We start from the raw sequence: 21,082 nt of genomic DNA on the forward strand, positions 1-21,082 counted from the left end.
CAGGTGAGCAATCTAGGAGCGAACCCAAGATGATCGACGTGGCGATAGTGTCCACCGCCCGTACCGCCATGGCCAAGTCAGTGCGCGGCAGCTTCAATGCCACTCACCCGATCACCCTGGCCGGGCACGTCATCGACCATGCAGTGCGCCGCGCCAGCGTCGAGCATGCGGAGGTAGAGGATGTGATCCTCGGCGCCGGCATGCCGGAGGGCGCGACTGGCTTCAACATCGCGCGCAATGCGGCGATCAAGGCCGGATGCCCGATAACCACGTCTGGCGTGACGGTGAACCGGTATTGCTCTTCGGGCCTCCAGGCGATCGCCTTTGCCGCCGGGCGCATCCGCACCGAGGGCGTCCCGGTGATTGCGGCGGGCGGCGTGGAGTCGATCTCCATGGTCCAACTCTCGGGCCACATGAACATGCACGGTGCGGTCGAGCCTGGGCTCTATGCCGAGCAGCCCGCCTTGTGGATGAGCATGATCGAAACCGCCGAGATTGTCGCCGACCGCTACGGCATCTCGCGCGAGGCGCAGGACCAATACGCGCTGCAGAGCCAGCAGCGCACCGCCAAGGCACAGGCCGCTGGCCGCTTCGATGACGAGATCGTGCCGCTGACCACCACCTGGAAGAAGCTGGTCGACAAGGCGACGGGCGCGACGGAGGACGTGGAGGTCACGGTCGTGCGCGATGAGTGCAACCGCCCCGACACTACGCTGGAAGGACTGCAGGCACTCAAGCCCGTGCTGAAGAACGGCATGGTGGTGAAGGAAGGCAAGTTCGTCACCGCCGGCAATGCCAGCCAACAATCGGATGGCGCCAGCGTCGCGGTGCTGATGTCGGGCGAGGAAGCCGACCGGCGCGGCATTGAGCCGCTCGGCTGGTTTCGGGGCTTCGCAACCGCAGGGTGCGAGCCTGACGAGATGGGCATCGGCCCAGTCTACGCGGTTCCGCGCCTGTTGCAGCGGCACGGCCTCAAAGTCTCGGACATCGGCTTGTGGGAGCTGAACGAAGCGTTCGCGTCGCAATGCCTCTACTGCCGCGACCGGCTCGGCATCGACCCGGAAATCTACAACGTCCACGGCGGAGCCATCTCTATCGGCCATCCATATGGCATGACCGGCGCGCGGTCGGTCGGCCATGCGCTGATCGAGGGCAAGCGGCGCGGGGTGAAGTATGCCGTCGTCACCATGTGCGTCGGTGCCGGCATGGGCGCCGCCGGGCTGCTTGAGATCGCCTGATGCCGCGAGCCCTGGTGACGGGCGGGACCGGCTTCATCGGCCGACGCGTGGTCAGCCGATTGCTCGACCTCGGCCATGAGGTGACCAGCTTTTCCCTGCCTGGTGAGGCGTTTCCTGAAGAATGGGGCAGTCGCGCAAGTCTGGTCGCGGGTGACATTACCGAGCCAGTCGATGTCGCCCGCGCGGCCAAGGGCGTCGATGTGGTCATCCATCTCGCTGCGATTGTTGGACAGGCCGGCGACTACGATCGGCAATGGCGGATCATCGCCGAGGGCACGCGAACCCTGTGCGAGGCGGTTACCCGCCAAGGTGGCAGAGCGGTCGTCGTCTCATCCATCGCAGTCTACGGCGACAAGATACGCAGGCAGGTCTGCCGCGAGGAGGATGGGTATGGCGTTTACGCGGGTGCTTACGGCCGAGCCAAGCAGGGGCAGGAGCGCCTTGCCCTGCAGGTCGCGGCCGAAACCGGCATGCCGCTGACCATCGTCCGGCCAGCCAACGTCTATGGCTTTGGCGGCGGAGGGGCCTGGGGCGATCGATTGGTCGAGTTGTTCCGCACTACCGGAGGCGCAATCTTCGGAGATGCCGAAAAGAACTGCGCAGGGCTGACACACGTCGAAAACCTTGCCGATGCGCTGGTGCTCGCCGCGACGGCCGAGCAAGCCATCGGCCGCACCTACAACGTCTGCGACGAGAATGGCATAACGTGGCAGCGCTTCTTCGAAGATATTGCGCGGATTGCCGGCGCCGCCCCCCCACAACATTACCCGATTGAACCCGTCTGGGCTGCCGCAGAAGCAAACGAGCGCCCGGAAGATCTCGTCGGCCCATCTGATCTCTCACTGCCGAGCCTCGAAGGCCTGAACCTGATCGGTTTCGACAATCGCATCGATGCCAGCCGCATCCGAGAGGAACTCGGGTGGGAGCCTCGTGTCCGCTACGAATACGCCATGGCCATGGCGTCCGCACCACATCAGGGAGAATGACGTAATGACCATCCGTTTCGACGGCCGAGTGGCGATCGTCACCGGCGCCGGTGCCGGGCTAGGGCGCGAGCATGCGCTCGGCCTCGCGGCACGCGGGGCCAAGGTTGTGGTCAACGACTATGGCCCCGACGGCCGCTCTTCTGCCGCAGAAGAAACCGTGGGGTTTATTGAGGCAGCCGGTGGCGAAGCGATCGCCCACGGGGCCGATGTCGCCGATGAGGCGCACGTCGCGGACATGGTGGCGAAGACCATGGAGCGCTGGGGCCGCGTGGACATCCTCGTCAACAACGCCGGCATCCTTCGCGACAAGAGTTTCGCCAAGATGATCCTTGCCGATTGGGAGGCCGTCATGCGGGTGCATGTGACGGGCAGTGCCCTCTGCACCATGGCCGTCTGGCCGCACATGCGCGAGGCGAACTATGGCCGGGTGGTGTTCACCAGCTCCTCGTCCGGGCTTTACGGCAACTTCGGCCAGTCCAATTACGGCGCAGCCAAGGCTGCTATGGTCGGCATGATGAACGTACTCCACCTGGAGGGCGCCAAGTCGAACATCCGGGTCAATACGCTGGCTCCTGGCGCTGCCACCCAGATGACCCGCGACCTGCTCCCTCCGCAGGTTGTCGGCTTGATGGAGGCTAAGGCGGTCACTCCCGGCCTCCTCTACCTGGTCAGCGAGGACGCACCCTCCCGCGCCATCTTGTGCGCGACGGCCGGGGGCTATGCGCGAACCCTTATCATTGAAACGGAAGGTATCTTCCTCGAGGAGGGGAGCAACACGCCTGAGGCGGTTGCGGAGCAGTGGGCGGCGATCAGTGATCCGACCGGCGCCTCCATCTACGAAGACGGCGCCGGGCAGGTCATGAAGTTCGTCGGCAAGGCTGCGAAAGCCGCCGGCTTGGCTACCTGATCGCCTCAGAAGGGAGTTCGCGGTGCGTAACGCTCGTTTGTTCTACATCGATGGCCAATGGGTCGAGCCTGAGGCGGAGAAGCTGTTTGCGGTTCGAAGTCCTGCCACGGAGCAACAGATCGAGGAGATCAGCCTCGGCTCTGCAAGGGACGTAGATCGCGCGGTCGCTGCTGCTCGACGAGCCTTTCCGGGATATGCCGTGGCTTCGAGGGTGGAGCGGGTCGAGCTGCTGAAATCGGTCCTCGCGGAGTACCATCGTCGCGCCGCCGACCTCGCACAGGCGGTCACCGACGAAATCGGAGCACCGCAAACGCTGGCTCGAGACGCACATGTCGAGTTTGGTGCCGCACAGATCCAGACTGCAATCGCAATTCTCGAAGCCTACACGTTTGAAGAGGCGCGCGGCACCACGCTGATCTGCAAGGAACCCATCGGCGTATGCGGGCTGATCACCCCGTGGAACTGGCCGATCAATCAAATCGCTACAAAGGTGCTGCCAGCCCTCGCCGTCGGCTGCACGATGGTGCTGAAGCCTTCGGAGCTCGCGCCGCTTTCGGCCCTGGTCTGGACAGAGATTATGCACTCGGCAGGCGTGCCTGCGGGCGTGTTCAACCTTGTCAACGGTGATGGGCCGAACGTCGGCGGAGCAATTGCCGCCCATCCCGACATCGACATGGTGAGCTTCACCGGCTCGACTCGGGCAGGCATCGAGGTTGCGCGTGCGGCCGCGCCGACGGTGAAGCGGGTTCACCAGGAACTCGGCGGCAAGTCGCCCCAGATCCTGCTCGACGACGCCGACTTCGCTGCCGCAGTCACGGCCGGAGTGATGGGCACGATGCTCAACTCTGGGCAGACCTGCAGTGCGCCAACCCGGATGCTCGTTCCGCATGCTCGCATCGACGAGGCAGCAGCGATTGCCAAGGCGGTCACCGAGGCATTGGTCGTCGGCCATCCGTCCGGCAACGCCCATCTTGGCCCCGTCGTCTCCAGAACGCAGTGGGAGAAGGTTGAACGCTTGATCGAGTCTGGCATCGATGAAGGAGCGACCCTCGTGACCGGCGGAACCGGTCATCCGGATGGGTTGGAGCAGGGCCATTACGTTCGGCCGACGGTCTTCGCGAACGTGACCAATGACATGACAGTAGCACGACAGGAAATTTTCGGTCCGGTCCTTTCGATCTTGGGCTACTCCGACGAGGACGAAGCGATACGGATCGCAAACGACACGCCGTACGGCCTGGCCGCCTATGTTCACTCCGCCGACTTGCAGAAAGCAAGCCAGATCGCGCGGCGGCTTCGTGCCGGGCAGGTCAACATCAATAGCGCACCGCTCGACTTCACTGCGCCATTCGGCGGCTACAAGCAGTCCGGCAACGGACGTGAATGGGGCGACCACGCTTTCGGCGAGTTCTGCGAAACCAAGGCGATCATCGGCGGCGTGCCAACGGCATGAACGGCCTGAGCGACTATGTGATCGTGGGTGCCGGCTCGGCCGGATGCGTGCTTGCAAGCCGCCTGAGTGAAGACCCACGCGTCACCGTGACGCTGATCGAAGCCGGTCCATCGGATCGCGCCGGATGGAGCTTCAGCCGTCTGCGTTCCAGCCTTCCGCTGCAGGTACCTGCTGGCTTCGCCAAGGCGATGCTCGATCCGGCGGTCACCTGGCCTTACCTAACGGAGCCGGACGTCAGCAGCGCAGGGCGCGTCCATTACTGGCCTCGCGGAAAGGTCCTGGGGGGCTGCTCTTCCATCAATGGCCTGCTCTACGTTCGTGGGCAGCGGCAGGACTATGACGATTGGCAGCGGCTTGGCTGTCCCGGCTGGGGTTGGAACGATGTCTCCTCATGCTTCCAGCGCATCGAGCGGCGAACGCTCGCCCCGAACAACGAAGGAGCGATTCACATCGCGCCAGTCGTGGAACAGCACCCCGTCTCAGACGCCCTGCTCGCCGCCTGCTCGGAGGCGGGCATCCCACGCACCGCAGACTACAACGGGCCGGAGCAGGAAGGCGCCGGCTGGTTCGAACTGACCATCCGCAATGGTTGGCGCCAGTCCGCCGCAGTGGCTTACCTCCATCCCGCTCTGCGCCGGACCAACCTGCGGGTAATCACAGGCGCGATGGTGAATAAGATCCGGCTCGATGGGAAACGCGCTGTCGGGGTGAGCTTTCAGCTTGAGCGCGAAACCTTCGACCTAGATGCCAGGCGCGAGGTCATCCTTGCGGCGGGCGCCATCAATTCTCCGCAGCTGCTCATGCTTTCAGGGATCGGTCCAGCGGCAGAACTGGCGCAGTTTGGCATTCCAGTTGTAAGCGACTCGCCCGAGGTTGGCCGCAATCTTCAGGACCACTACACCATCTACAATGAGTTTCAGCTTCGGCCCGAAGTGCCGTCGCTCAACGCCGCCTCCAGGCGCCCAGGGCGCGAAGCATTGCGCTACCTGCTGCAGCGCCGGGGCCTTCTGACCTCGGCGGCTGCCCAGGTGGCGATCTTTCTTCGCTCCGAAGAAGGCCTGTCGCGTCCTGATTTGCAGTTTCACGGCTTGCCGGCGACGCTGGCGCGAGATGCTCGGGGCGTGGCAAGGGGACCGCTTGCGCAAGATCCGGGGCTTACCCTTACCGGCTGCCGTCTTCGGCCAAGCAGCCGCGGGCACGTCCGCCTGCGTTCGCCTTCCCCCAACGACGCACCGAGCATCGTTGCCAATTACCTGAGCACGCCGGACGATCAGTACGCTGCGGTGCTTGCCTGTCGCTGGGCCAGGAGGATCGCCCAGCAACCTTCCCTTGCCCGCCTGATCCGCTCGGAGACCTTCCCTGGAAAACCGACCGAAAGCGATGAAGCTATTCTCGACTGGGCGCTGGCAAGCGGCGGAACCGTTTACCATCCTGTCGGCACTTGCCGCATGGGATCGGATCCAGAGAGTGTCGTCGATTCCATGCTCCGGGTCAGGGAAGTCGATGCACTACGCGTGATCGATGCTTCCATCATGCCGCAGATCACCTCGGGCAACACGAATGCGCCGGCAATGATGATCGGCGAGCGAGGGTCGGAGCTGGTCCGGCAGACCACCTGAGGCAAGCTGGAGCGTTACAGCTCAAGAGAGAGCGTCGGCTTTTCGCAGTCAACCCACCGGCATTCGCCGTTCTGCAGACGGCCAGTCGCGGTCATTCCAGTGGCGGAGCTTAGTGCGGACGATTAGAGTAGCGCGATGTCCGCCTTGGGAGCCGCCAAGAACGATGATTGCCGCCGCTCGAAGTGGGGGCTTCGGACCCACAGGTGAACCCTTCCCCCGGCGCCTCGAGTCACCAGCCGACCCCTCGTTCTCCAGAACAGTGAAGAGGTAACAAGAAGGGGACAAAGCCGGATTGCGGCAAGCCGCTTATGCAAGGGCGCGCCCAGAATGAGAAGGCAGGGTAGGAAGGTAGACCCTGAATCTGCGCACTACCGCAGTCGGGGGCAGCCCCCGAACTGCTGGCGAGAAGGCCGAGGGAGACAAAGCGTAACGAATGCCCAGCTTGCATGGGCCGAACAGCCTTCGCTTTTTCCGTCTCTTGCTGGCACCTTTGGAGGTGCGCTGCTTAGGCAGCTGGGCCTGTGCTTGTCCCTTGGATCGTGACAAGCTCCCGGCAGGCGGAGAGGGTGCGGCACAAGGTCTCAGGCGGTAGCGTGACCTCGGCTGCCGTCGGCTTCGGCGCTTGCCTGAGAGCGTGACCTCACCGTTAGTTTGCTCCCAACTAGCGCGTCAACGACCCCCCATTCGACCTTGTCTGGCCTGCTGGAAGCGCGCCATGACCCCATACTCCGACTGCCGTCGCTCAAGCTCGTCCTTGAAGCTTAGCCTGACGCGTGGATGCTGGAAGTAGCGCTTCAGAACTGTTCGCATGGCCATCGGCATGTCAGGTCCGGGAACGGCAAAATCCTGACCATCCTTGCCCAGCTTGAAGGTCAGCTTGGATACCATGGCGGCGAGCGAGCGATCGATCCTTGGCTTGTTGATCTGAAAGGTCGTGGAGGCCGCCGTGGAGCGCTTTGGAGCGGCGGCATCAGCGGGAATGGCCGAAGCCAGGAACAGTGCCCCCAAGCCGCATGTCAGAGCCTTAAACATTGTTGCCGTCTCCCCTCTCGCCGAAGCTCTGCTCACGTGCACCGCTGGTTCGGTTCTTCAAGCGCGTTCCCTCCCGAGCCTGCAGAAAAGCCATTGCCATACGCGCCCTTCTTGGCTGAGGTTAGCGCTACCATCGCCCGCAGGGTAGCGCCCTTCGACCGCCTCCTGCGGAGAACAAAGGCTTCGATGGCGACAAGGAGGGCATGCATGAACGGCCAGCGCATCTCACGGCGAAGCTTTCTGGAAGTCGGGGGCGGGGCGACCGCGGTGTCGTTGGCTCTCGGACTATCTGCCGGACCCGGGCTGGCGCAAGCACGGGCAACTGTCCGCGCTGCAGGTCAGAAGATGCCCAATGGTGTGGAGCTTCCTGAGAGCCCGCCGGCACGAAGGGCAGCCGATAGCGTCGGCTTCGCGATCATCGGCCTGGGGGATTATGCGCTCAAGCAGATGATGCCGCGCTTCGCGCAATCCAAGCGAGCCCACATCGCCGCCCTCGTCTCCGGCAATGCCGACAAGCTCGGCCAGGTCGGCGACGCCTACGGCATCCCCAGGAACGCTCGCTACTCCTACGACGACTTCGGGAAGATCGCTTCCGATCGCCGGATCGACGCCGTTTACGTCGTGCTGCCGAGCGGTCTTCATGCCGAATGGGCAGTCCGGGCGTTCGCCGCGGGCAAGCACGTCCTGTGTGAAAAGCCGATGGCGCTTTCCAGCGCCGAGTGCGAGCGCATGATCGCGGTCGGGCGCCGGGCCGGTCGCAAGCTGATGATCGCCTACCGATCGCACTTCGAGCCGCACAATCGCAAAGCGATGGAGTTGATGAGCCAGGGGGCGGCCGGGCGCGTCAGGATGCTGCACAGCGTACAATCTTATCGCATGGGGCCGACCACTCCCCGCGAGAATTGGCGCGCGAGCCGCGCCCTGGCCGGCGGCGGTCCGCTCGAGGACCTCGGCATTTATGGTCTCCAGGCGGCGCTCTATCTTACCGGTGAGATGCCAGAGACGGTGAGCGCCACGGTCTTCCGTCCGGAGGGCGACCCACGCTTCGCCGAGATCTACGCAAGCGTCGCGTCGCAGCTCCGTTTTCCGTCCGGCGCCATGGCGCAGCTCGCCACTTCCTATGATTCCGCCGGCGCCAACTTCGCCGAAGTTCGCGGCACGTCGGGAACGCTGATCATGGATCCAGCCACCAATTATTCCGGCCAGAAGATGCGGCTGGAAGGCCGCGACGGCCGTGCATTCGACATGGGCGATCCGACCCTCCAGTTCGCCGGCCAGCTCGACCATTTCGCCAATGCCATCCGGGACAACAGCCCGATCAGGACGCCGGGTGAGATGGGCCTTCGCGACCTGCGCTTGATCGAGGCCATCTATGCCTCAGCGGCGGCCAACCGTGCGATCAGGCTGAACGGCGATGGCAGCATGAGGAGCTGATCCGCTTCGGCCGCAACGTCTCCGGCCGTCTTATCGCGCGAACCTCGGCGAGCGCTGGGGCGCGCCGCGAACGCGGGTGCGTATGGCGGCAAGCTTGTCGCTCGAGGTCATGAACAGGGTTCGCCCATCCGCTCCGCCGAAGGTGCAATTGGAGATGGCCGCGCCCGTAGAGATGAGCCCCAGCCGCCGCCCGTCGGGGGTGAGGATGTGCACCCCGCCGGGCCCGGTCGCCCACAGGTTTCCATGCTCGTCGACCGCCATGCCGTCGGGCAGGCCCGGCAGTCCGCTGGCGGCGAGTGCCCCCATGTCCGCGAAGACGCGGCGCCGGGACACTGTCCCATTTGCGGCAACATCGAAGGCCAGAATGACGGCCTGGGCCGGGTCGGAGTTGGACACGTACAAGGTCCTTCCGTCCGGAGAAACGGCGATGCCGTTGGGGAAGCTTAGCCTTTCTTCCACCAGCCGCACGCTGCCATCGGGTGACCGTCGGTACACTCCGTTGACGGACTGCTCTTTCAGCGGCGACGCATTCAGCCCTTCGAGGCCGTAGGGCGGATCGGTAAACCAGACCGATCCGTCGCGCGCCACCGCAAGATCGTTGGGCGAGTTGAACTTCCGTCCGTTGTAATGGGTGCTCAGAAGCCGTTTCGCCTTGGTCCTGAGGTCGAGCACGGCTATGGCGCGATTGCCCTGATCGGCCAGCAGGATGGCTCCCGGCCCGCCAGGCTTGAGCCCGTTGGAACCCGCCTCCCGAAACCCGCTCGAAGCCGTTCCACCCGACGGATGGAGGAAGAGTGCCGCACCCCCGGCAGATGTCCAGCGGTGGATGCGGTTCGCGGGTACGTCGCTGAAAAGGAGGTAGTCGCCCTTGGCGATCCACACCGGTCCTTCGCTCCAGCGAAAACCGCTTGCCAGCACCTGCACGGCCGCCCCCTGCGGCACGAGCTTGCTCATCTGGGGCTCGAGCCGCTGCACTGCAGGGAGGCTGGGCGACGGAGTCGTGGCTGCCCATCCCGTCGCGGCGATTAAGGCCAGCGGAATGAAGAGACCGAGAGCTGTTCGACTTGTCATGCCACTTTGCACTGCCTGAAAGGTGGAGCGATAAGGTACTTGGCCGCTGTCGCCGGTTGATAGGATTAGCTGGACGAGGGCAAGCCTTTTGACTCGCAACCGCCCCGACAGACGGCGACCACTGTCGCCCGTCCAGGCATGCGGGCGAAAGTCTGCTACTAAGCCAAGTTATACATCAAGGGCTAGGCCGGACTGAGCGTCCGCAGGTGGTGGAAAGCGGACCGACTGCTTTCGGGTGAGCACTGCCGGATAGCGGACGTTCGTTCATGCGGCGGGCTAAGGTTCACAGATGCTGGCCATGCTCGAGTTGTCGCTCCCGCAGAGGTGCGGCCCGCCGGAGGAACGGCGGGCCGCAAATCGCTGGCCGCGGCAAGGGCAAGCGATGTGGGTGTGGCGATCAGTCGCGTGAAACGTTCGCCTTGCCTTCGGCCGAGCCGCTGGTCCGACCCGAAGCATTCAGGCCTGCGCCGGACCGGCGCACGGCAGACAGGGCACCACTGGCAGCGCCGGAAGCCCCGCCCTGCGCTTCACCGCGAACCGCATTGGCCTGGTCACGAGCGGCGGCCACCTGACCCTGCGCCATGCCGGCGGCGCTGCCCGCGACCGAGCGGACTGCATCCGTGCCGATCGCCTCGACGCCGAACCCGGCGCTCTTCTCGCCCGAGGCGCTGCCGCTCAGCGAGCCGGCAAGACCGCCGGACTGGCCCATGCCGGTCCCCGCAATCGCGCCATCGGCCGCACCGGCGAGCGAACCGGCAAGGCCGACATTGCCGCTGGCCGAGCCGCTTCGGGTGTCCACCGACCGGCTCGAGCTGAGCTGACCGCTGCCGGTCACGCTCTTGGTGATGCTGCCGGACACGTTGCCGAGGGTGCCGCTGAGCGCGCCATTGCCGCCAAGCGCGCCGTTCAGCGTGCCGCCGACCGAGTTGCTGCCATTGAGGGTCCCGCCGATGACGCCGCCGAGCGAGCCGCCGGCGTTGCCAAGGAGCTGGGCCGAAGCAGGAGCAGCGGTGCCGGCGAGGAGCGCCAGCGCGAGAGTGAAGCGGATCATCTGTTGTCCTTTCCTGACGTTCTTCATCGTGCAGCCACGAGGTGCTTGCCTGTTGAGAACGACAGCGATTCCGCGATTCATCCCGACGGTTCGATTTTTTATTTCGCTCCGACAATCTTCGGATCGGTGCGGCAGGTGCGGCAGAGGATTCCCTTGCCGATACGGCCGCTGCCCTTGAGCGCCTCGCGCTCTAGCGCCTGCCCGGAGGTTGCCGCAGCCAGTCGCGCGGCGACCAGCGGCGTCGCGAAGCTCGTGCCTCTCACCTTTGCATAGCCGCGTCCCGGCAGCGCCGCCGCCATGTCCGATCCCGGCGCGGCATAGTCGAGCCGGAGCGCTCGCCCGGCCTCCGGCAGCGCGCGGTCCCTTGCATCGACGGCAGTGACGGCGGTTACGCCGGTATAGGCGGCGGGATACATGATCGGCGCGGCCGGGCCGTCATTGCCGACCGCCGCCGCCATCCGGATCCCGCGCCGCGCGAGGATCGCCACGGCGCGCTGGAGCAGCAGATTGCTGGGTCCGACGAGGCTGATGCTGATAGCGTCGGGCTTCTTGGAAGCCGCCCATGCAAGCGCCCGGACGATAGCGCTTGCACTACCGGCGGCGGGACTGCCGCCATAGACGTCGGCGACATAGAGCTTCGCGCCGATGGCGGCACCACGGAACATGCGGTCGCGGCCGACCAGCAACGAGGCGACGGCGGTGCCATGCCCGGTCGGCTGCGCGGGCCCGGCGAAGCCCTGCTGGACGATGGCGGCGCCGGCGAGGCTCGGATGCGCCGCCACGCCCCCGTCGATCATGACGATGGTCCGGCCAGCGGCCATGGGCGGCGGTGCCGCACCCACAAGCGCGGCCGCCGCGACGGGCAGAAGGGTGCCGCCTGCCGGCTCATAGACATGATCATAATCGGCAGCGAGGCCCGGCGCCGCCGCCATCAGTCGCTTCATCGCCGCTTTTGCCGATAGATTTCTGGGGATGCCCAGGGTCACACTGGTCAGCCCGCCGAGGTCCTCGCGCGTTTCGATCGCGAAGCCCGCCGCGGCGAGCGCACGAAGCTGCGCGTCCGTTGGATCGATCGCGATCAGCACGCCGCGTCGGACGGGTGCGCCGTCCGGCCCCATGTCGAGCGCTGCGGGATTGCCGCGCACCAGTTCGGCTAGGCGTAGGCGCCGAAGCTCGGCAAGCGCGTCGCGCCCGAGCTCGCCGACAGCCGAGGTCACGCCGAGCCGGTCGAGGCTGGGGACGGTTGCGGCACGGCGTTCCTCGGGCGACAGGCTCCGGACGAGATCGCCCACCACCGGCATGCCGCGTACGGCTTGCGGTAGGGAGACCGGCAGCCCGCCTACGGGGAGCGGCGGCAGCAACTGCGCCCGCGCAGCCCCACCGGCGGCAAGCGCGGCGCCCGTCAGCAGCAGGGCGGCAAGGGAGGAAGAGCGTCTGGACATTCGCAATCATCCTAATCAGTTCGTCATCAGGGATGAAACGGCACAGCCATCTCGTTTCATCCGCATGGAGAATGATGGACCCTCGGGACGAGTTCGCGGACGCGCTTTGCGCGATGCTGCCACGGCTTCGCCGCTTCGCCTTCGCGCTGTCCCGCCATCCGGCGGATGCGGACGATCTCGCGGCGCTCGCGGTCGAGCGGGCACTGCGCAGCCGCGCCCAGTTTGTCTCGGGGACGAGGCTCGACAGCTGGCTTTTCCGCATCGCCCGCAACCTCTGGATCGACGAGGCACGCAGCCGTCAGCGCCGTGCGGCCTGGGAAGCACCGCCGGAGGCAGGCGAACAGCAAGGCTTCGACGGCGCAGCGGATATCGAGCGCTCGGCCGAACTGGCCCAGGTCATGCGGGCGATGAGCGCGCTACCGGACGAGCAGCGCGAGGTCATCGCCCTCATCATGATCGAGGGTCTCGGCTATCGCGAAACGGCCGAGCTTCTGGGGCAGCCGATCGGCACCGTCTCGAGCCGGCTGGTGCGGGGCCGCAATGCCCTTCTTGCCGCTTTCGGCCGGGGAACTGATCAATGACCGACGATCCCGATTTCTACGCCTGGCTGGACGGCGAACTTCCCGAACCCCAGGCAAGCGCCATGGCGGCAAGGGTCGCGGCCGATCCGGAGCTCACCGCATTTGCCGAGCAGCATCGGGCGTTGGCCGGGCGGCTGAACACCGCCTTCGCGCCGATCCTTGCCGCGCCACTGCCAGATCACCTCGAAACGGCGGCGCAGCCGCGAACGGCGGAGGTGATCGATTTCGCCGGGGCGCGGGAGCGCCGGCGCCGGTGGAGCTTGGCCGGCCTTGCCGCGGCGGCCAGCCTCGCCCTTGGCCTCGGCATCGGTGTCTCGCTGCCCCGTGACGGCGGATCGTTCCGCTCGGACGGTCGGCAACTGGCAGCAGCCGGTCGCCTCGAGAGCGCCCTTGATCGGCAGCTCGCGTCGGTCGGCGACCAGGGCGGCGTCCGCCTTGGTCTCACCTTCAAGGACAAGGAAGGCCGCTACTGCCGGAGCTTCACCGCTGATGCGCAGAGCGGTCTCGCCTGCCGCTCGGGAGACAGCTGGCTGGTGGAGGGTCTGGTCCGAAGTGAAGCCCCAGCGGGCCAGTACCGGTTGGCCGCTGGCCAGGAACCAGCGCTCGCCGCCATCATCGACGCGCACATAAGGGGCGAACCGCTCGACGCCGAAGCGGAAGCTCTGCAGGTCGAGCAAGGTTGGGAAGCCAACTGAGATGAGGCGCCGCGAGAAGGCGATGAGAAAGCGGCGTGATCTGGTGGGAAGCGGAACGGCTGCTTCCGGGTGAGCACTGGCGAATAGCGGACGCATTGTTTCAATTCGGATGGTACGGCAGCCTGCCCTCTCCCGGACGCTGATAGTGGTCCCGTCAACTCTGCAAGCGCACGACCAATCCGCTACTTCGTTGAAGGGGAGGCCGCTCTACCTTCCTGGCCGTGCAAAGTGGACGCTCTCCGGCCGGCGAGGGTCGCTCCCGGGCCGCTGCATTGTCACACTTGTTACAAAGTCTTCGAGGCGCTGCCGTCTTCCTGATAAGTAACGATGTCATCTGCAGCACCTGAAGAGCACATGTGCTGGCAAAGGCTGCTGCGCTCAACCAGTCCGTTGCGCGCCAGAATCGCACGAGCAAGGTGGAGGACGTCTACAGATGCAGCCGGAGTTCCGCGAGCAAAGGAGACCAATGATCGACAGCATCCGAGCAATTGCGCTGCTCGGTGTGATCGTCATGAACATTGGCGCGATGGTTATGCGCTTCGTCGGGCCTGAGATCATGGCCAACGCGGCACCCGTCGACCTTGGAGCTATGCTGCTCGATCTTGCGCTGTTTCAGGGCAAGGCACGTAGCGCTTTTGCCTTCCTGTTTGGTGTCGGATTTGGGATTCTGCTGAGACGCGCGGAGCGGGAGCAGACCAACTTCACGGCATTCTATCTCAGGCGCATGGGAGTTCTGATCCTTTTCGGACTGATTAACCAAGCCTTCTTCTTCTGGGGCGACATCCTCGTGCTCTACGGTCTGCTCGGATTGGCGATGCTTCCGCTGCGCAAGTTGTCCGACCACTTACTGCTGCGTCTCGGGCTTGTCCTGATACTCGTGCCGCCTCTTTTGGTCGGCTTACTCGAAGCATGGCTGAGCCACCCGTTAGGCGGCCTCATCCCACCGGAGGACTCCGCGCCCTTTTTCTCGATCCTGATGACGGGCAGCTACGGGGAGGTGGTTGCCGCCAATCTGCCGCAAACGGCGCTACGCTACGCGGTCGACACTGCTCACATGGTGGTTTATGCGAGCGGCGTCTTCGGCCTCTTCATGCTTGGCGCTTGGTGCGTCCGCAAAAACATACCCTTCGATGCACAGGCACATCGCAAGCTGCTGCGGCAGATAGCTTTGGTCGGTCTTCCGCTCGGTTTATCGCTCAGCGCGGTTCACGCGACCCGCCTCCTTGGCATCCCAGTACATGGTCCGCTCGGCGGCGCTGTAACCGCCGCCTATGTCGGTCTCCCCGTCATGGCTCTGGGGGCGATTAGCGCGCTGGCATTGTGGTTCGAAACGAGCGCCGGGTTTCTGCAGCGATCGCTTGCACCCGTCGGTCGCATGGCGTTGACTAACTATCTCGCGTCGGGCCTGCTCGGCGGACTGGTGTTCTACGGCTACGGGCTGGGATTGGCGCGGGCGTTCAGTGGGGCAGGGATCAATCTCTTAGCTCTGTGCTTGTTCTTGCTGCTGGCGCTGTTCAGCCACGCTTGGTTAGCCCGTTTTCGAGTTGGCCCCGCTGAATGGCTGTGGCGATGCTTGAGCGAGTTGCGTGTGCAACCGTTCCGCCGAGCCGCTCCCCTCCAGCTAGTGCAGCGAGTGTAGCCGAGGCAAGTTGAGCCCCTCCAGAGCTCGAAGTCCGAGCTATGTTCGATACACGTAAGGCTACTGGCGATACTCAGGGTAACTAACATCGCAATCCATGAGCGCCATGCTAGGTGTAGGTCATGGTCGATACACGCGCGGTAATGGCAGCAGCGAACAATGCCGACCTCTATGAGGCCATCTTTCGCGCTCACGGTACTGATTTCAAGAGATCGAATGATGCCTTCATTGGACGCGAGCAGCCACCGCCCTACTACTCAAACCTTACGGTTCTGCGGCCAGATCGTAGTGACCAGATTGTTGGTCACCTTCGGGACATCGGCGAGATCTGCGAAGGAGGTATTGGCTTCAAGGACAGCTTCTCCGAATACGATTTGAGAGACCAGGGTTTCCGAGTTCTTTCGAAGCAGCCTGGCTCTGGAGACCGTCGGAACCTGCAGACTTCCCTGAGGGATGGTCGCGCATCGATAACCCTTCTGCTCTTCAGCGTTGGGAAAACGCATGGAAAGCTAGCGGCTCCCCAACTGCGACGAAGATGTTCCCACAGACTCTGCTAGCCACGCCACGCCTAGCCTTCTTCGCCAAGTCGACGGGCCGGACGTGATCGCAGGGTGCATCGGCAATGTTTCGGCAGACTCCGTTGGAGTGTCGAACATCTTCAGTGTGCATAATCTAACCCGCATCCTCGTAGAGGCGACCGCAGCAGTCGCATCATGGGTGCCGCACCTTCCTATGACTGGCTATGCCGCAGGTGCTATGCTGAGTGCTGCGATTCAGAATGGTTTCGCGCAGATCGGCAAGTTGCGGGTGCAGTTGGCCGACGTCCCTAGGCTTTAGCCCGTCTCGAGCTCAGAATTACATCTCCCGCCAACGGCCGAACTGACCGGGGCGAGCCATATTTGCGACCGCCGCTTGGGAACCCACGTAGTGACGAGCCTACGTTTTTGTTGGAAAGCGGAACGGCCGCTCTTGGATGAGGAGAGGTGAATAGCCGCCGTATTTTGTGCGGAGTGCTACGGTTCAGGAGTTCTCATGCACACGCAAGACCTTGCCGCCTGTCGGATCAAGCTAGGCCGATGTAAGCCGGTTGGATCAGGATAACTGTCACTGCGAAGCTGCCTACGGCCAGCGCCCAGGGCCGATCGGCCAGCCGGTTTGCCAATGCTGACAGGGTCAGGCGTTCGGATCGACCGTTAGTCTGTCCCACCTTGCGGCCCCGGCGGCCGGGATCTCCAATCATGCGAACACCGAATGCGTGAAGAACAGCTGATGGATGGTCTCCAGCGTTGCGAACGTCGTAAAGGTTGTCAGCCCAAAGACTGCGCAGAGGCGCCCTGTCACCCTCGTGGCTCTCGGCAACGATGGAGCTGAGCCTTCTACTTTCGTGTCCGCGCGAGCGGCGCCGGTGGGCTTAAGCACGGGCGACACTCGACAGCTGGGTCGGTGCGGCGTGCGCCGATCCGACGGCGGCACCGACGGTTACACTGCTCATTACGAGCGCGGCGCAGAACGAGACAATGGTTGAGCTTAGTAAGGCGCGAAACATGGTCTGAGATCCCCTTGTGAAAACTGCACCGTGCAGTTCTCCCCAAGTTATCCACGAAGCGTGCCAAACGCAGAAAAGCGCCATTTTTGTTGGCAACATCGCTCGTCGACCAGGGTCGGTTGGCTATCCGGACCAAGGTTCGGTGTAAGGTCCCAAGCGCCGTGTGTAGGTAGAGGCGGCAAGTCGAACGTCTGCGCATGGTGGTAAGCGGAACGACTGCTCTCTAGTGAGCATAAGGCGAAAGCTGTCGTTCGTTCATGAGGGCCGAGATGGCAGCTTGGCCCCCTTCTCGGACGTTATGAGGGGATCGCCGGCACCCCTAAGCGGACGTTCGTTCATCAAGCTGTTTGGGGCGGCGGTTCAGGTCTATTCGCTCGATCAGCGCTGCGTAGGTCTACGGTTCGACGAAGCCGCGAACGATGAACAATTCCAGCTCGCGCGTGGGAGCCCGCTGAAACGCCTGCCCGCGTCAGCAACGATGGGGCAGCGAGATAGGCAAGCGAGGCCATCCTCAAAGCTTATCGTTGTCCGTGGACGAGGCAACCAGTGGGCATTCCAATCGAAGATCGGAACACGGTTTCCGTCGACTAAAGTGCACCATGCTCTCGAAGCGAGGAAACGGGGTCGCCCATCATCTCACTTCGCACGATTTCAGCGTACAACACCGCCATCTCCTGATGAGCCCGCCGGGCAGAGATGCTGGTGGCTCGTTTGGCAGCGGCGCGCTCCTGGCGTTCACGAAAGCGGAGGTGAGCGATTTCTTCGTGAGACATGCGACGAACTTCCCTTCGGAAGTGACCATCGCGGACTTTGTTTTCTGCTGCGTGGCGGAGAGGTTTCTCCCTGATGACCTCGTCAAGGGAGCAATGTGGCGGGTGCGACTGGATCACACGATTGTAACGGGCGAGACAGGAACCTGAAGGAATTGCGACACGGAGAAGTCTTTCCACCACTCTAGCGGGAGCCTCGTCACATAGACGGGGGTTCCTCAGATGAAGTTGGGTCGAGCCGGCGCACTGGCCGGTGTTTCGCTGTTGGCGTTCTGCGCTTCCCCTGCGCTAGCCGAAGGGGAGGCGGGCCTTGAGGCCGGAACTGCTGCTGAGGCGGAAGCCGCCACCAATGACCCGCAGTCCGCACAGGAGATCGTCGTTCAGGCCGAGATCGGTTACCGCAACCGGTCGGAAACTGCTGAACCGGTACTCGTCTACGACACGGACTACTTCCAGCGCTTCGAACCGCTGACCATCGGCGACGCGCTGAAGCGGGTTCCGAGCGTCACTTTCCTGTCCGACGTCATCGAAAGCGATGGAGCGCGGCTGCGCGGGCTTGATCCGGGCTACACCCAGATCCTGATCAATGGCGAGAAGATCCCGGGTTCCAACGTCGACCGCAGCTTCTTCCTTGATCGCATCCCGGCCGAGCTGGTCGACCGGGTGGAAATCGTCCGCTCCAATTCCGCACGGCGGACTGCCGACGCGGTCGCGGGGACCCTCAACATCGTGCTGCGCGACGCGCTGGCGCTAGACGGAGGCTACGTCCGGGTTGGCGGGTTGCTGTTCGACGACGGTGAGGTGAAGCCGAACGTCGGCGCGGTTTACGGCGGCGCCGTTGGCCCAGGCCGCTTGTTGATCGGAGGCAACATCCAGGGCCGATACAATCCCAAGAAGAAGTCGAGCCTGCGCTTCGGGGACTCGCCGGAAAACAACCCGAACTACGCCACCGAAGAGTTCGACAACCGGGAAGACCAGACCGATACCCGAGACGGCACCGACTACAACGCCAATGCCTCTTACGCGATGGAGTTTGGCCCGACGAAGGTGGAATTGAACGGCTTCTACGTTCATACTGACAGGACGGAGACGGAGCGCTCGTTCGAGTATAACGAGCCGACCGGCGTTTTCGGTCCCGTGCCCGACGGCGAAGGCGAGGTTCCCGGGCTCCTCACCGACAATTCGAACATCGCGGATATCGATCAGGACAGCTGGAGCGCGAGCCTCAGGGTGGGACACACCTGGTCGGTCGGTGAAACCCGGTTCCGCTCGACATTTGCAAGCTTCCTTGAAGACCGTGACGAAACCGAATTCGAGATCGACTTCGATGATGACGACATCGCGTTCGAAGGCGCACGTACGCTCAGCGATATCAAGGACCGGGAGTTTTCACTCGCTTTGGATCACAAGGTGTCATTAGGCACTGGCGTCGCCTTCCAGTTCGGTGCCTTCCTGCAGAACAAGAATCGCAAGACAGACATCCGAGAGGGCGAACAGGAATTCGACCTGGACGAGAGCTTCCGCGGCTGGGACCAGTTCGACAGTTTCCCGGATGATCTTGCCGGTCCCTTCGAGGAGTTCGAGATCGTCACTGGTGGCCTGAACAAGATCAAGGAGCATCGCCGCGACCTGTTCGCTCTCGTGGAGGGCGAGAATGGACCCATCAGCTGGGAAGCCGGCGTTCGCTACGAGCATACCAGCGTCGACATCCGCGATCTCGATGAAAGCGCCCGGTTCGACAACGACTATGGCCTGTTCCTGCCGTCTGCCTCGATCAAGGCCGACCTGACGGGACGGGATCGGATCACCGCGTCGGTCGCCCGAACGAACCGCAGGCCGCGATTCGACTTCATCTCTCCGGCATTGCTGGAAGGGGAATTGGGCGAGAACGACCTGCTGGGCAATCCGGACCTCAAGCCGGAGACCGCCTGGGGCGTCGACGTCGGCTACGAGCGGCGCATCGGTCGCACCGGCGTGGCGGGTGTGAACCTCTTCTACCGCAAGGTGCATGACCTGGTGGAAATTGCGAATACCGGCGTCGAGGGGTCGGAAGGCGAGGGGACCTTCGTGCTCCAGCCGCGCAACACCGGCGACGGCAAGGCCTGGGGGATAGAGTTCGACCTCTCGGCCAGTCTGGGTTTCGTCGGACTTCGCGACACGGGCGTCTTCGGGAACTTGGCCTTGTTAGACAGCTCGGTCCGCGACTTTGCCGGCAAGCGTCGCTTCAATGGCCAGTCCAAGTACGTTTTCAACGTCGGCTTCATCCAGAACCTACGTACGTGGGATGCAGCATTCGGAGCAACCTATCGCAAGCAGGGTTCGGCCAAGGACCGCATCGTCGGCGAGGAAGTCCGCACCACCTATGGCGCCGACCTGGAAGTCTTCATCGAGAAGCGCCTCTTCAACAAGCTGACGGTCCGCGCTGTCGGATCGAACTTGCTTGATGGCAAAAAGAAGGAGGTCTTCAACAAGTTTGACACGATCGAAGACCAGCTGGATCGAGACTTCGACGAGTATGAGCTGGAGTCCGAAAAGGCCGGACCGGTGTTCCAGCTCGTCGCCAGGTATGCCTTCTGATGCGGAGGTTCCTGAGCTTCGCCGCATTGCTCCTCGCGGGTTGTGCCACAACCATCGAGCAGCCAAGCGCCACCCAGGTCACCACCGCCGTCGTTGCGGCTCGGGGCGAAACAGTCCCGGTCGGAACCGCGAACGCTGATGCGGCGGACGATCCGGCGATCTGGCGTAACCATAGAAACCCCAATGCCAGCCTGATCGTCGCGACAGACAAGAAGGCCGGTCTGTACGTCTACGGGCTTGATGGGCGGGTGCGTTCGTTTGTCACCGCCGGGCAGGTCAACAACGTGGACCTGTTGGACCTCGGCCGCGACGGCGTGCTGGTAGTTGCAAGCGACCGCAATGACGTGGCCACTGCAAAGCTGCAGATGTACCGGCTGGACACCATCGCTGGGAAGCTGGTGGCTCTTGGCTCCGCTCCTGGAGGGGCGGGTGAGGGCTATGGCGTGTGCCTCTGGCGCTCCGGGTCTGATGTGTTCGCTTTTTCGGTCCTCAAGGAGGGCGCGGTGCACCAGGTGCGGCTCGACCCACGGGCGGGCTCCGGAACGATTGTCAGGACCTTGCGCGTGGCCACCCAACCGGAGGGATGCGTAGTCGATCCGCGATCGGCGCAGCTCTACGTTGGTGAAGAGGCAGCCGGGATCTGGCGGTTCGATGCGCGCCGCAGCGCTCCGACCGGCGGGGAGCTCGTCGCCCGGGTCGATACGAAGCGCTTGTTCGCGGATGTCGAGGGACTGGCGCTCGCCCCCCGCGGCCGCACAGGCGGCTACTTGGTCGCATCGAGTCAGGGCGACAACGCCTATGTTGTCTACTCCCTTCCGGACGTCCGCTTCGTGGGGCGTTTCAGGATCGGGCCCGGACGGTTCGATGGGACAGAGGAAACGGACGGCATCGGCCTGGTGCTCGGCGATTTCGGCCCGCAATATCCCGGTGGTCTGCTGGTCGTCCAGGACGGTCTGGAGCAGCCGGCTGAAGGCGGCGAGCGGCAGAATTTCAAGCTGGTCGCCTGGCGCGACGTGAAGCAGGCGCTGCAACTGAAGTAAG

At 63.9% G+C, this 21,082-nt stretch carries 17 protein-coding genes; 12 read left to right on the forward strand and 5 right to left on the reverse strand.

All coding sequences use genetic code 11. The features are described 5' to 3' along the window. The first annotated feature begins 29 nt into the window (after positions 1 to 29). From JT720_RS06080 to JT720_RS06100, 5 genes are read left to right on the forward strand one after another with little or no spacing between them, the layout of a single operon-like run. The gene (locus JT720_RS06080) at positions 30 to 1,238 is read left to right on the forward strand and encodes an acetyl-CoA C-acyltransferase (RefSeq protein WP_205480047.1); all 1,209 of its coding nucleotides are present in this window, start codon (positions 30 to 32) and stop codon (positions 1,236 to 1,238) included. Further along, positions 1,238 to 2,224 carry an NAD-dependent epimerase/dehydratase family protein gene (locus tag JT720_RS06085; protein WP_205480048.1) on the forward strand — a complete coding sequence of 329 codons (987 nt, stop codon included), beginning with the start codon at positions 1,238 to 1,240 and terminating at the stop codon, positions 2,222 to 2,224. The genes JT720_RS06080 and JT720_RS06085 overlap by 1 nt, the downstream gene beginning before the upstream one ends. Before the next feature lie 4 nt (positions 2,225 to 2,228). Beyond that, positions 2,229 to 3,131 carry an SDR family NAD(P)-dependent oxidoreductase gene (locus JT720_RS06090; protein ID WP_205480049.1) on the forward strand — a complete coding sequence of 301 codons (903 nt, stop codon included), beginning with the start codon at positions 2,229 to 2,231 and terminating at the stop codon, positions 3,129 to 3,131. A 22-nt stretch (positions 3,132 to 3,153) separates the two neighbouring features. After that, entirely contained in the window at positions 3,154 to 4,584 is a 1,431-nt protein-coding gene (locus tag JT720_RS06095; protein ID WP_205480050.1) for an aldehyde dehydrogenase family protein, read from the forward strand. Further along, positions 4,581 to 6,203 carry a GMC family oxidoreductase gene (locus JT720_RS06100; RefSeq protein ID WP_205480051.1) on the forward strand — a complete coding sequence of 541 codons (1,623 nt, stop codon included), beginning with the start codon at positions 4,581 to 4,583 and terminating at the stop codon, positions 6,201 to 6,203. Before JT720_RS06095 ends, JT720_RS06100 begins: the two co-directional genes overlap by 4 nt. A gap of 669 nt (positions 6,204 to 6,872) precedes the next feature. Here JT720_RS06100 and JT720_RS06105 read toward each other — a convergent pair. After that, entirely contained in the window at positions 6,873 to 7,235 is a 363-nt protein-coding gene (locus JT720_RS06105) for a hypothetical protein (protein WP_205480052.1), read from the reverse strand. A gap of 207 nt (positions 7,236 to 7,442) precedes the next feature. Between JT720_RS06105 and JT720_RS06110 the strand changes: the two genes are divergently transcribed. After that, a complete protein-coding gene (locus JT720_RS06110; RefSeq protein ID WP_205480053.1) occupies positions 7,443 to 8,669 on the forward strand; it encodes a Gfo/Idh/MocA family protein in 1,227 nt (408 codons plus the stop codon). A gap of 30 nt (positions 8,670 to 8,699) precedes the next feature. On the opposite strand, the gene JT720_RS06115 is transcribed toward JT720_RS06110, so the two are convergent. The 3 genes from JT720_RS06115 to JT720_RS06125 all read right to left on the reverse strand — a co-directional run bounded on the left by JT720_RS06115 (position 8,700) and on the right by JT720_RS06125 (position 12,233). Beyond that, on the reverse strand, positions 8,700 to 9,623 hold the full coding sequence (locus tag JT720_RS06115; protein ID WP_237219667.1) for an SMP-30/gluconolactonase/LRE family protein: 924 nt from the start codon (positions 9,621 to 9,623) through the stop codon (positions 8,700 to 8,702). A gap of 514 nt (positions 9,624 to 10,137) precedes the next feature. Continuing rightward, the gene (locus tag JT720_RS06120; protein ID WP_205480056.1) at positions 10,138 to 10,791 is read right to left on the reverse strand and encodes a hypothetical protein; all 654 of its coding nucleotides are present in this window, start codon (positions 10,789 to 10,791) and stop codon (positions 10,138 to 10,140) included. Between the two features lie 98 nt (positions 10,792 to 10,889). Further along, a complete protein-coding gene (locus tag JT720_RS06125; protein WP_205480057.1) occupies positions 10,890 to 12,233 on the reverse strand; it encodes a S8 family serine peptidase in 1,344 nt (447 codons plus the stop codon). Positions 12,234 to 12,304: 71 nt separating this feature from the next. Between JT720_RS06125 and JT720_RS06130 the strand changes: the two genes are divergently transcribed. The 3 genes from JT720_RS06130 (at position 12,305) to JT720_RS06140 (ending at position 15,148) form a co-directional block, all read left to right on the forward strand. Further along, the gene (locus tag JT720_RS06130) at positions 12,305 to 12,814 is read left to right on the forward strand and encodes an RNA polymerase sigma factor (protein ID WP_237219668.1); all 510 of its coding nucleotides are present in this window, start codon (positions 12,305 to 12,307) and stop codon (positions 12,812 to 12,814) included. Continuing rightward, on the forward strand, positions 12,811 to 13,509 hold the full coding sequence (locus tag JT720_RS06135) for an anti-sigma factor (RefSeq protein WP_205480059.1): 699 nt from the start codon (positions 12,811 to 12,813) through the stop codon (positions 13,507 to 13,509). The genes JT720_RS06130 and JT720_RS06135 overlap by 4 nt, the downstream gene beginning before the upstream one ends. 466 nt (positions 13,510 to 13,975) lie before the next feature. Continuing rightward, positions 13,976 to 15,148: a DUF418 domain-containing protein gene (locus JT720_RS06140; protein ID WP_205480060.1), complete on the forward strand. Its 1,173-nt coding sequence runs from the start codon at positions 13,976 to 13,978 to the stop codon at positions 15,146 to 15,148. A gap of 257 nt (positions 15,149 to 15,405) precedes the next feature. Here the strand turns inward: JT720_RS06140 and JT720_RS06145 are convergent, their stop codons facing one another. Beyond that, positions 15,406 to 15,651: a hypothetical protein gene (locus JT720_RS06145; protein ID WP_205480061.1), complete on the reverse strand. Its 246-nt coding sequence runs from the start codon at positions 15,649 to 15,651 to the stop codon at positions 15,406 to 15,408. A 1,720-nt stretch (positions 15,652 to 17,371) separates the two neighbouring features. Here JT720_RS06145 and JT720_RS06150 point away from each other — a divergent pair. The 3 genes from JT720_RS06150 to JT720_RS06160 all read left to right on the forward strand — a co-directional run bounded on the left by JT720_RS06150 (position 17,372) and on the right by JT720_RS06160 (position 21,081). Then, positions 17,372 to 17,614 carry a hypothetical protein gene (locus JT720_RS06150; RefSeq protein ID WP_205480062.1) on the forward strand — a complete coding sequence of 81 codons (243 nt, stop codon included), beginning with the start codon at positions 17,372 to 17,374 and terminating at the stop codon, positions 17,612 to 17,614. Between the two features lie 72 nt (positions 17,615 to 17,686). Continuing rightward, positions 17,687 to 20,041: a TonB-dependent receptor plug domain-containing protein gene (locus JT720_RS06155; RefSeq protein WP_205480063.1), complete on the forward strand. Its 2,355-nt coding sequence runs from the start codon at positions 17,687 to 17,689 to the stop codon at positions 20,039 to 20,041. Continuing rightward, entirely contained in the window at positions 20,041 to 21,081 is a 1,041-nt protein-coding gene (locus tag JT720_RS06160) for a phytase (protein ID WP_205480065.1), read from the forward strand. The genes JT720_RS06155 and JT720_RS06160 overlap by 1 nt, the downstream gene beginning before the upstream one ends. The last annotated feature ends 1 nt before the right edge of the window (position 21,082 follow it).

It is taken from the genome of Sphingomonas arenae (assembly GCF_016924655.1).
Classification (GTDB): Bacteria; Pseudomonadota; Alphaproteobacteria; order Sphingomonadales; family Sphingomonadaceae; genus Sphingomicrobium; species Sphingomicrobium arenae.

Excerpts from the sequence above, each read along its gene's own strand:
- JT720_RS06100 (WP_205480051.1), top strand. The coding sequence starts at position 4,581 with ATGAACGGCCTGAGCGACTATGTGATCGTGGGTGCCGGCTCGGCCGGA.
- JT720_RS06135 (WP_205480059.1), top strand. The coding sequence starts at position 12,811 with ATGACCGACGATCCCGATTTCTACGCCTGGCTGGACGGCGAACTTCCC.
- JT720_RS06080 (WP_205480047.1), top strand. The coding sequence starts at position 30 with ATGATCGACGTGGCGATAGTGTCCACCGCCCGTACCGCCATGGCCAAG.
- JT720_RS06115 (WP_237219667.1), bottom strand. The coding sequence starts at position 9,623 with ATGAGCAAGCTCGTGCCGCAGGGGGCGGCCGTGCAGGTGCTGGCAAGC.
- JT720_RS06110 (WP_205480053.1), top strand. The coding sequence starts at position 7,443 with ATGAACGGCCAGCGCATCTCACGGCGAAGCTTTCTGGAAGTCGGGGGC.
- JT720_RS06150 (WP_205480062.1), top strand. The coding sequence starts at position 17,372 with ATGAGCCCGCCGGGCAGAGATGCTGGTGGCTCGTTTGGCAGCGGCGCG.
- JT720_RS06145 (WP_205480061.1), bottom strand. The coding sequence starts at position 15,651 with ATGCGTTTTCCCAACGCTGAAGAGCAGAAGGGTTATCGATGCGCGACC.
- JT720_RS06140 (WP_205480060.1), top strand. The coding sequence starts at position 13,976 with ATGATCGACAGCATCCGAGCAATTGCGCTGCTCGGTGTGATCGTCATG.
- JT720_RS06155 (WP_205480063.1), top strand. The coding sequence starts at position 17,687 with ATGAAGTTGGGTCGAGCCGGCGCACTGGCCGGTGTTTCGCTGTTGGCG.
- JT720_RS06125 (WP_205480057.1), bottom strand. The coding sequence starts at position 12,233 with ATGTCCAGACGCTCTTCCTCCCTTGCCGCCCTGCTGCTGACGGGCGCC.
- JT720_RS06130 (WP_237219668.1), top strand. The coding sequence starts at position 12,305 with ATGATGGACCCTCGGGACGAGTTCGCGGACGCGCTTTGCGCGATGCTG.
- JT720_RS06090 (WP_205480049.1), top strand. The coding sequence starts at position 2,229 with ATGACCATCCGTTTCGACGGCCGAGTGGCGATCGTCACCGGCGCCGGT.
- JT720_RS06105 (WP_205480052.1), bottom strand. The coding sequence starts at position 7,235 with ATGTTTAAGGCTCTGACATGCGGCTTGGGGGCACTGTTCCTGGCTTCG.
- JT720_RS06120 (WP_205480056.1), bottom strand. The coding sequence starts at position 10,791 with ATGATCCGCTTCACTCTCGCGCTGGCGCTCCTCGCCGGCACCGCTGCT.
- JT720_RS06160 (WP_205480065.1), top strand. The coding sequence starts at position 20,041 with ATGCGGAGGTTCCTGAGCTTCGCCGCATTGCTCCTCGCGGGTTGTGCC.
- JT720_RS06085 (WP_205480048.1), top strand. The coding sequence starts at position 1,238 with ATGCCGCGAGCCCTGGTGACGGGCGGGACCGGCTTCATCGGCCGACGC.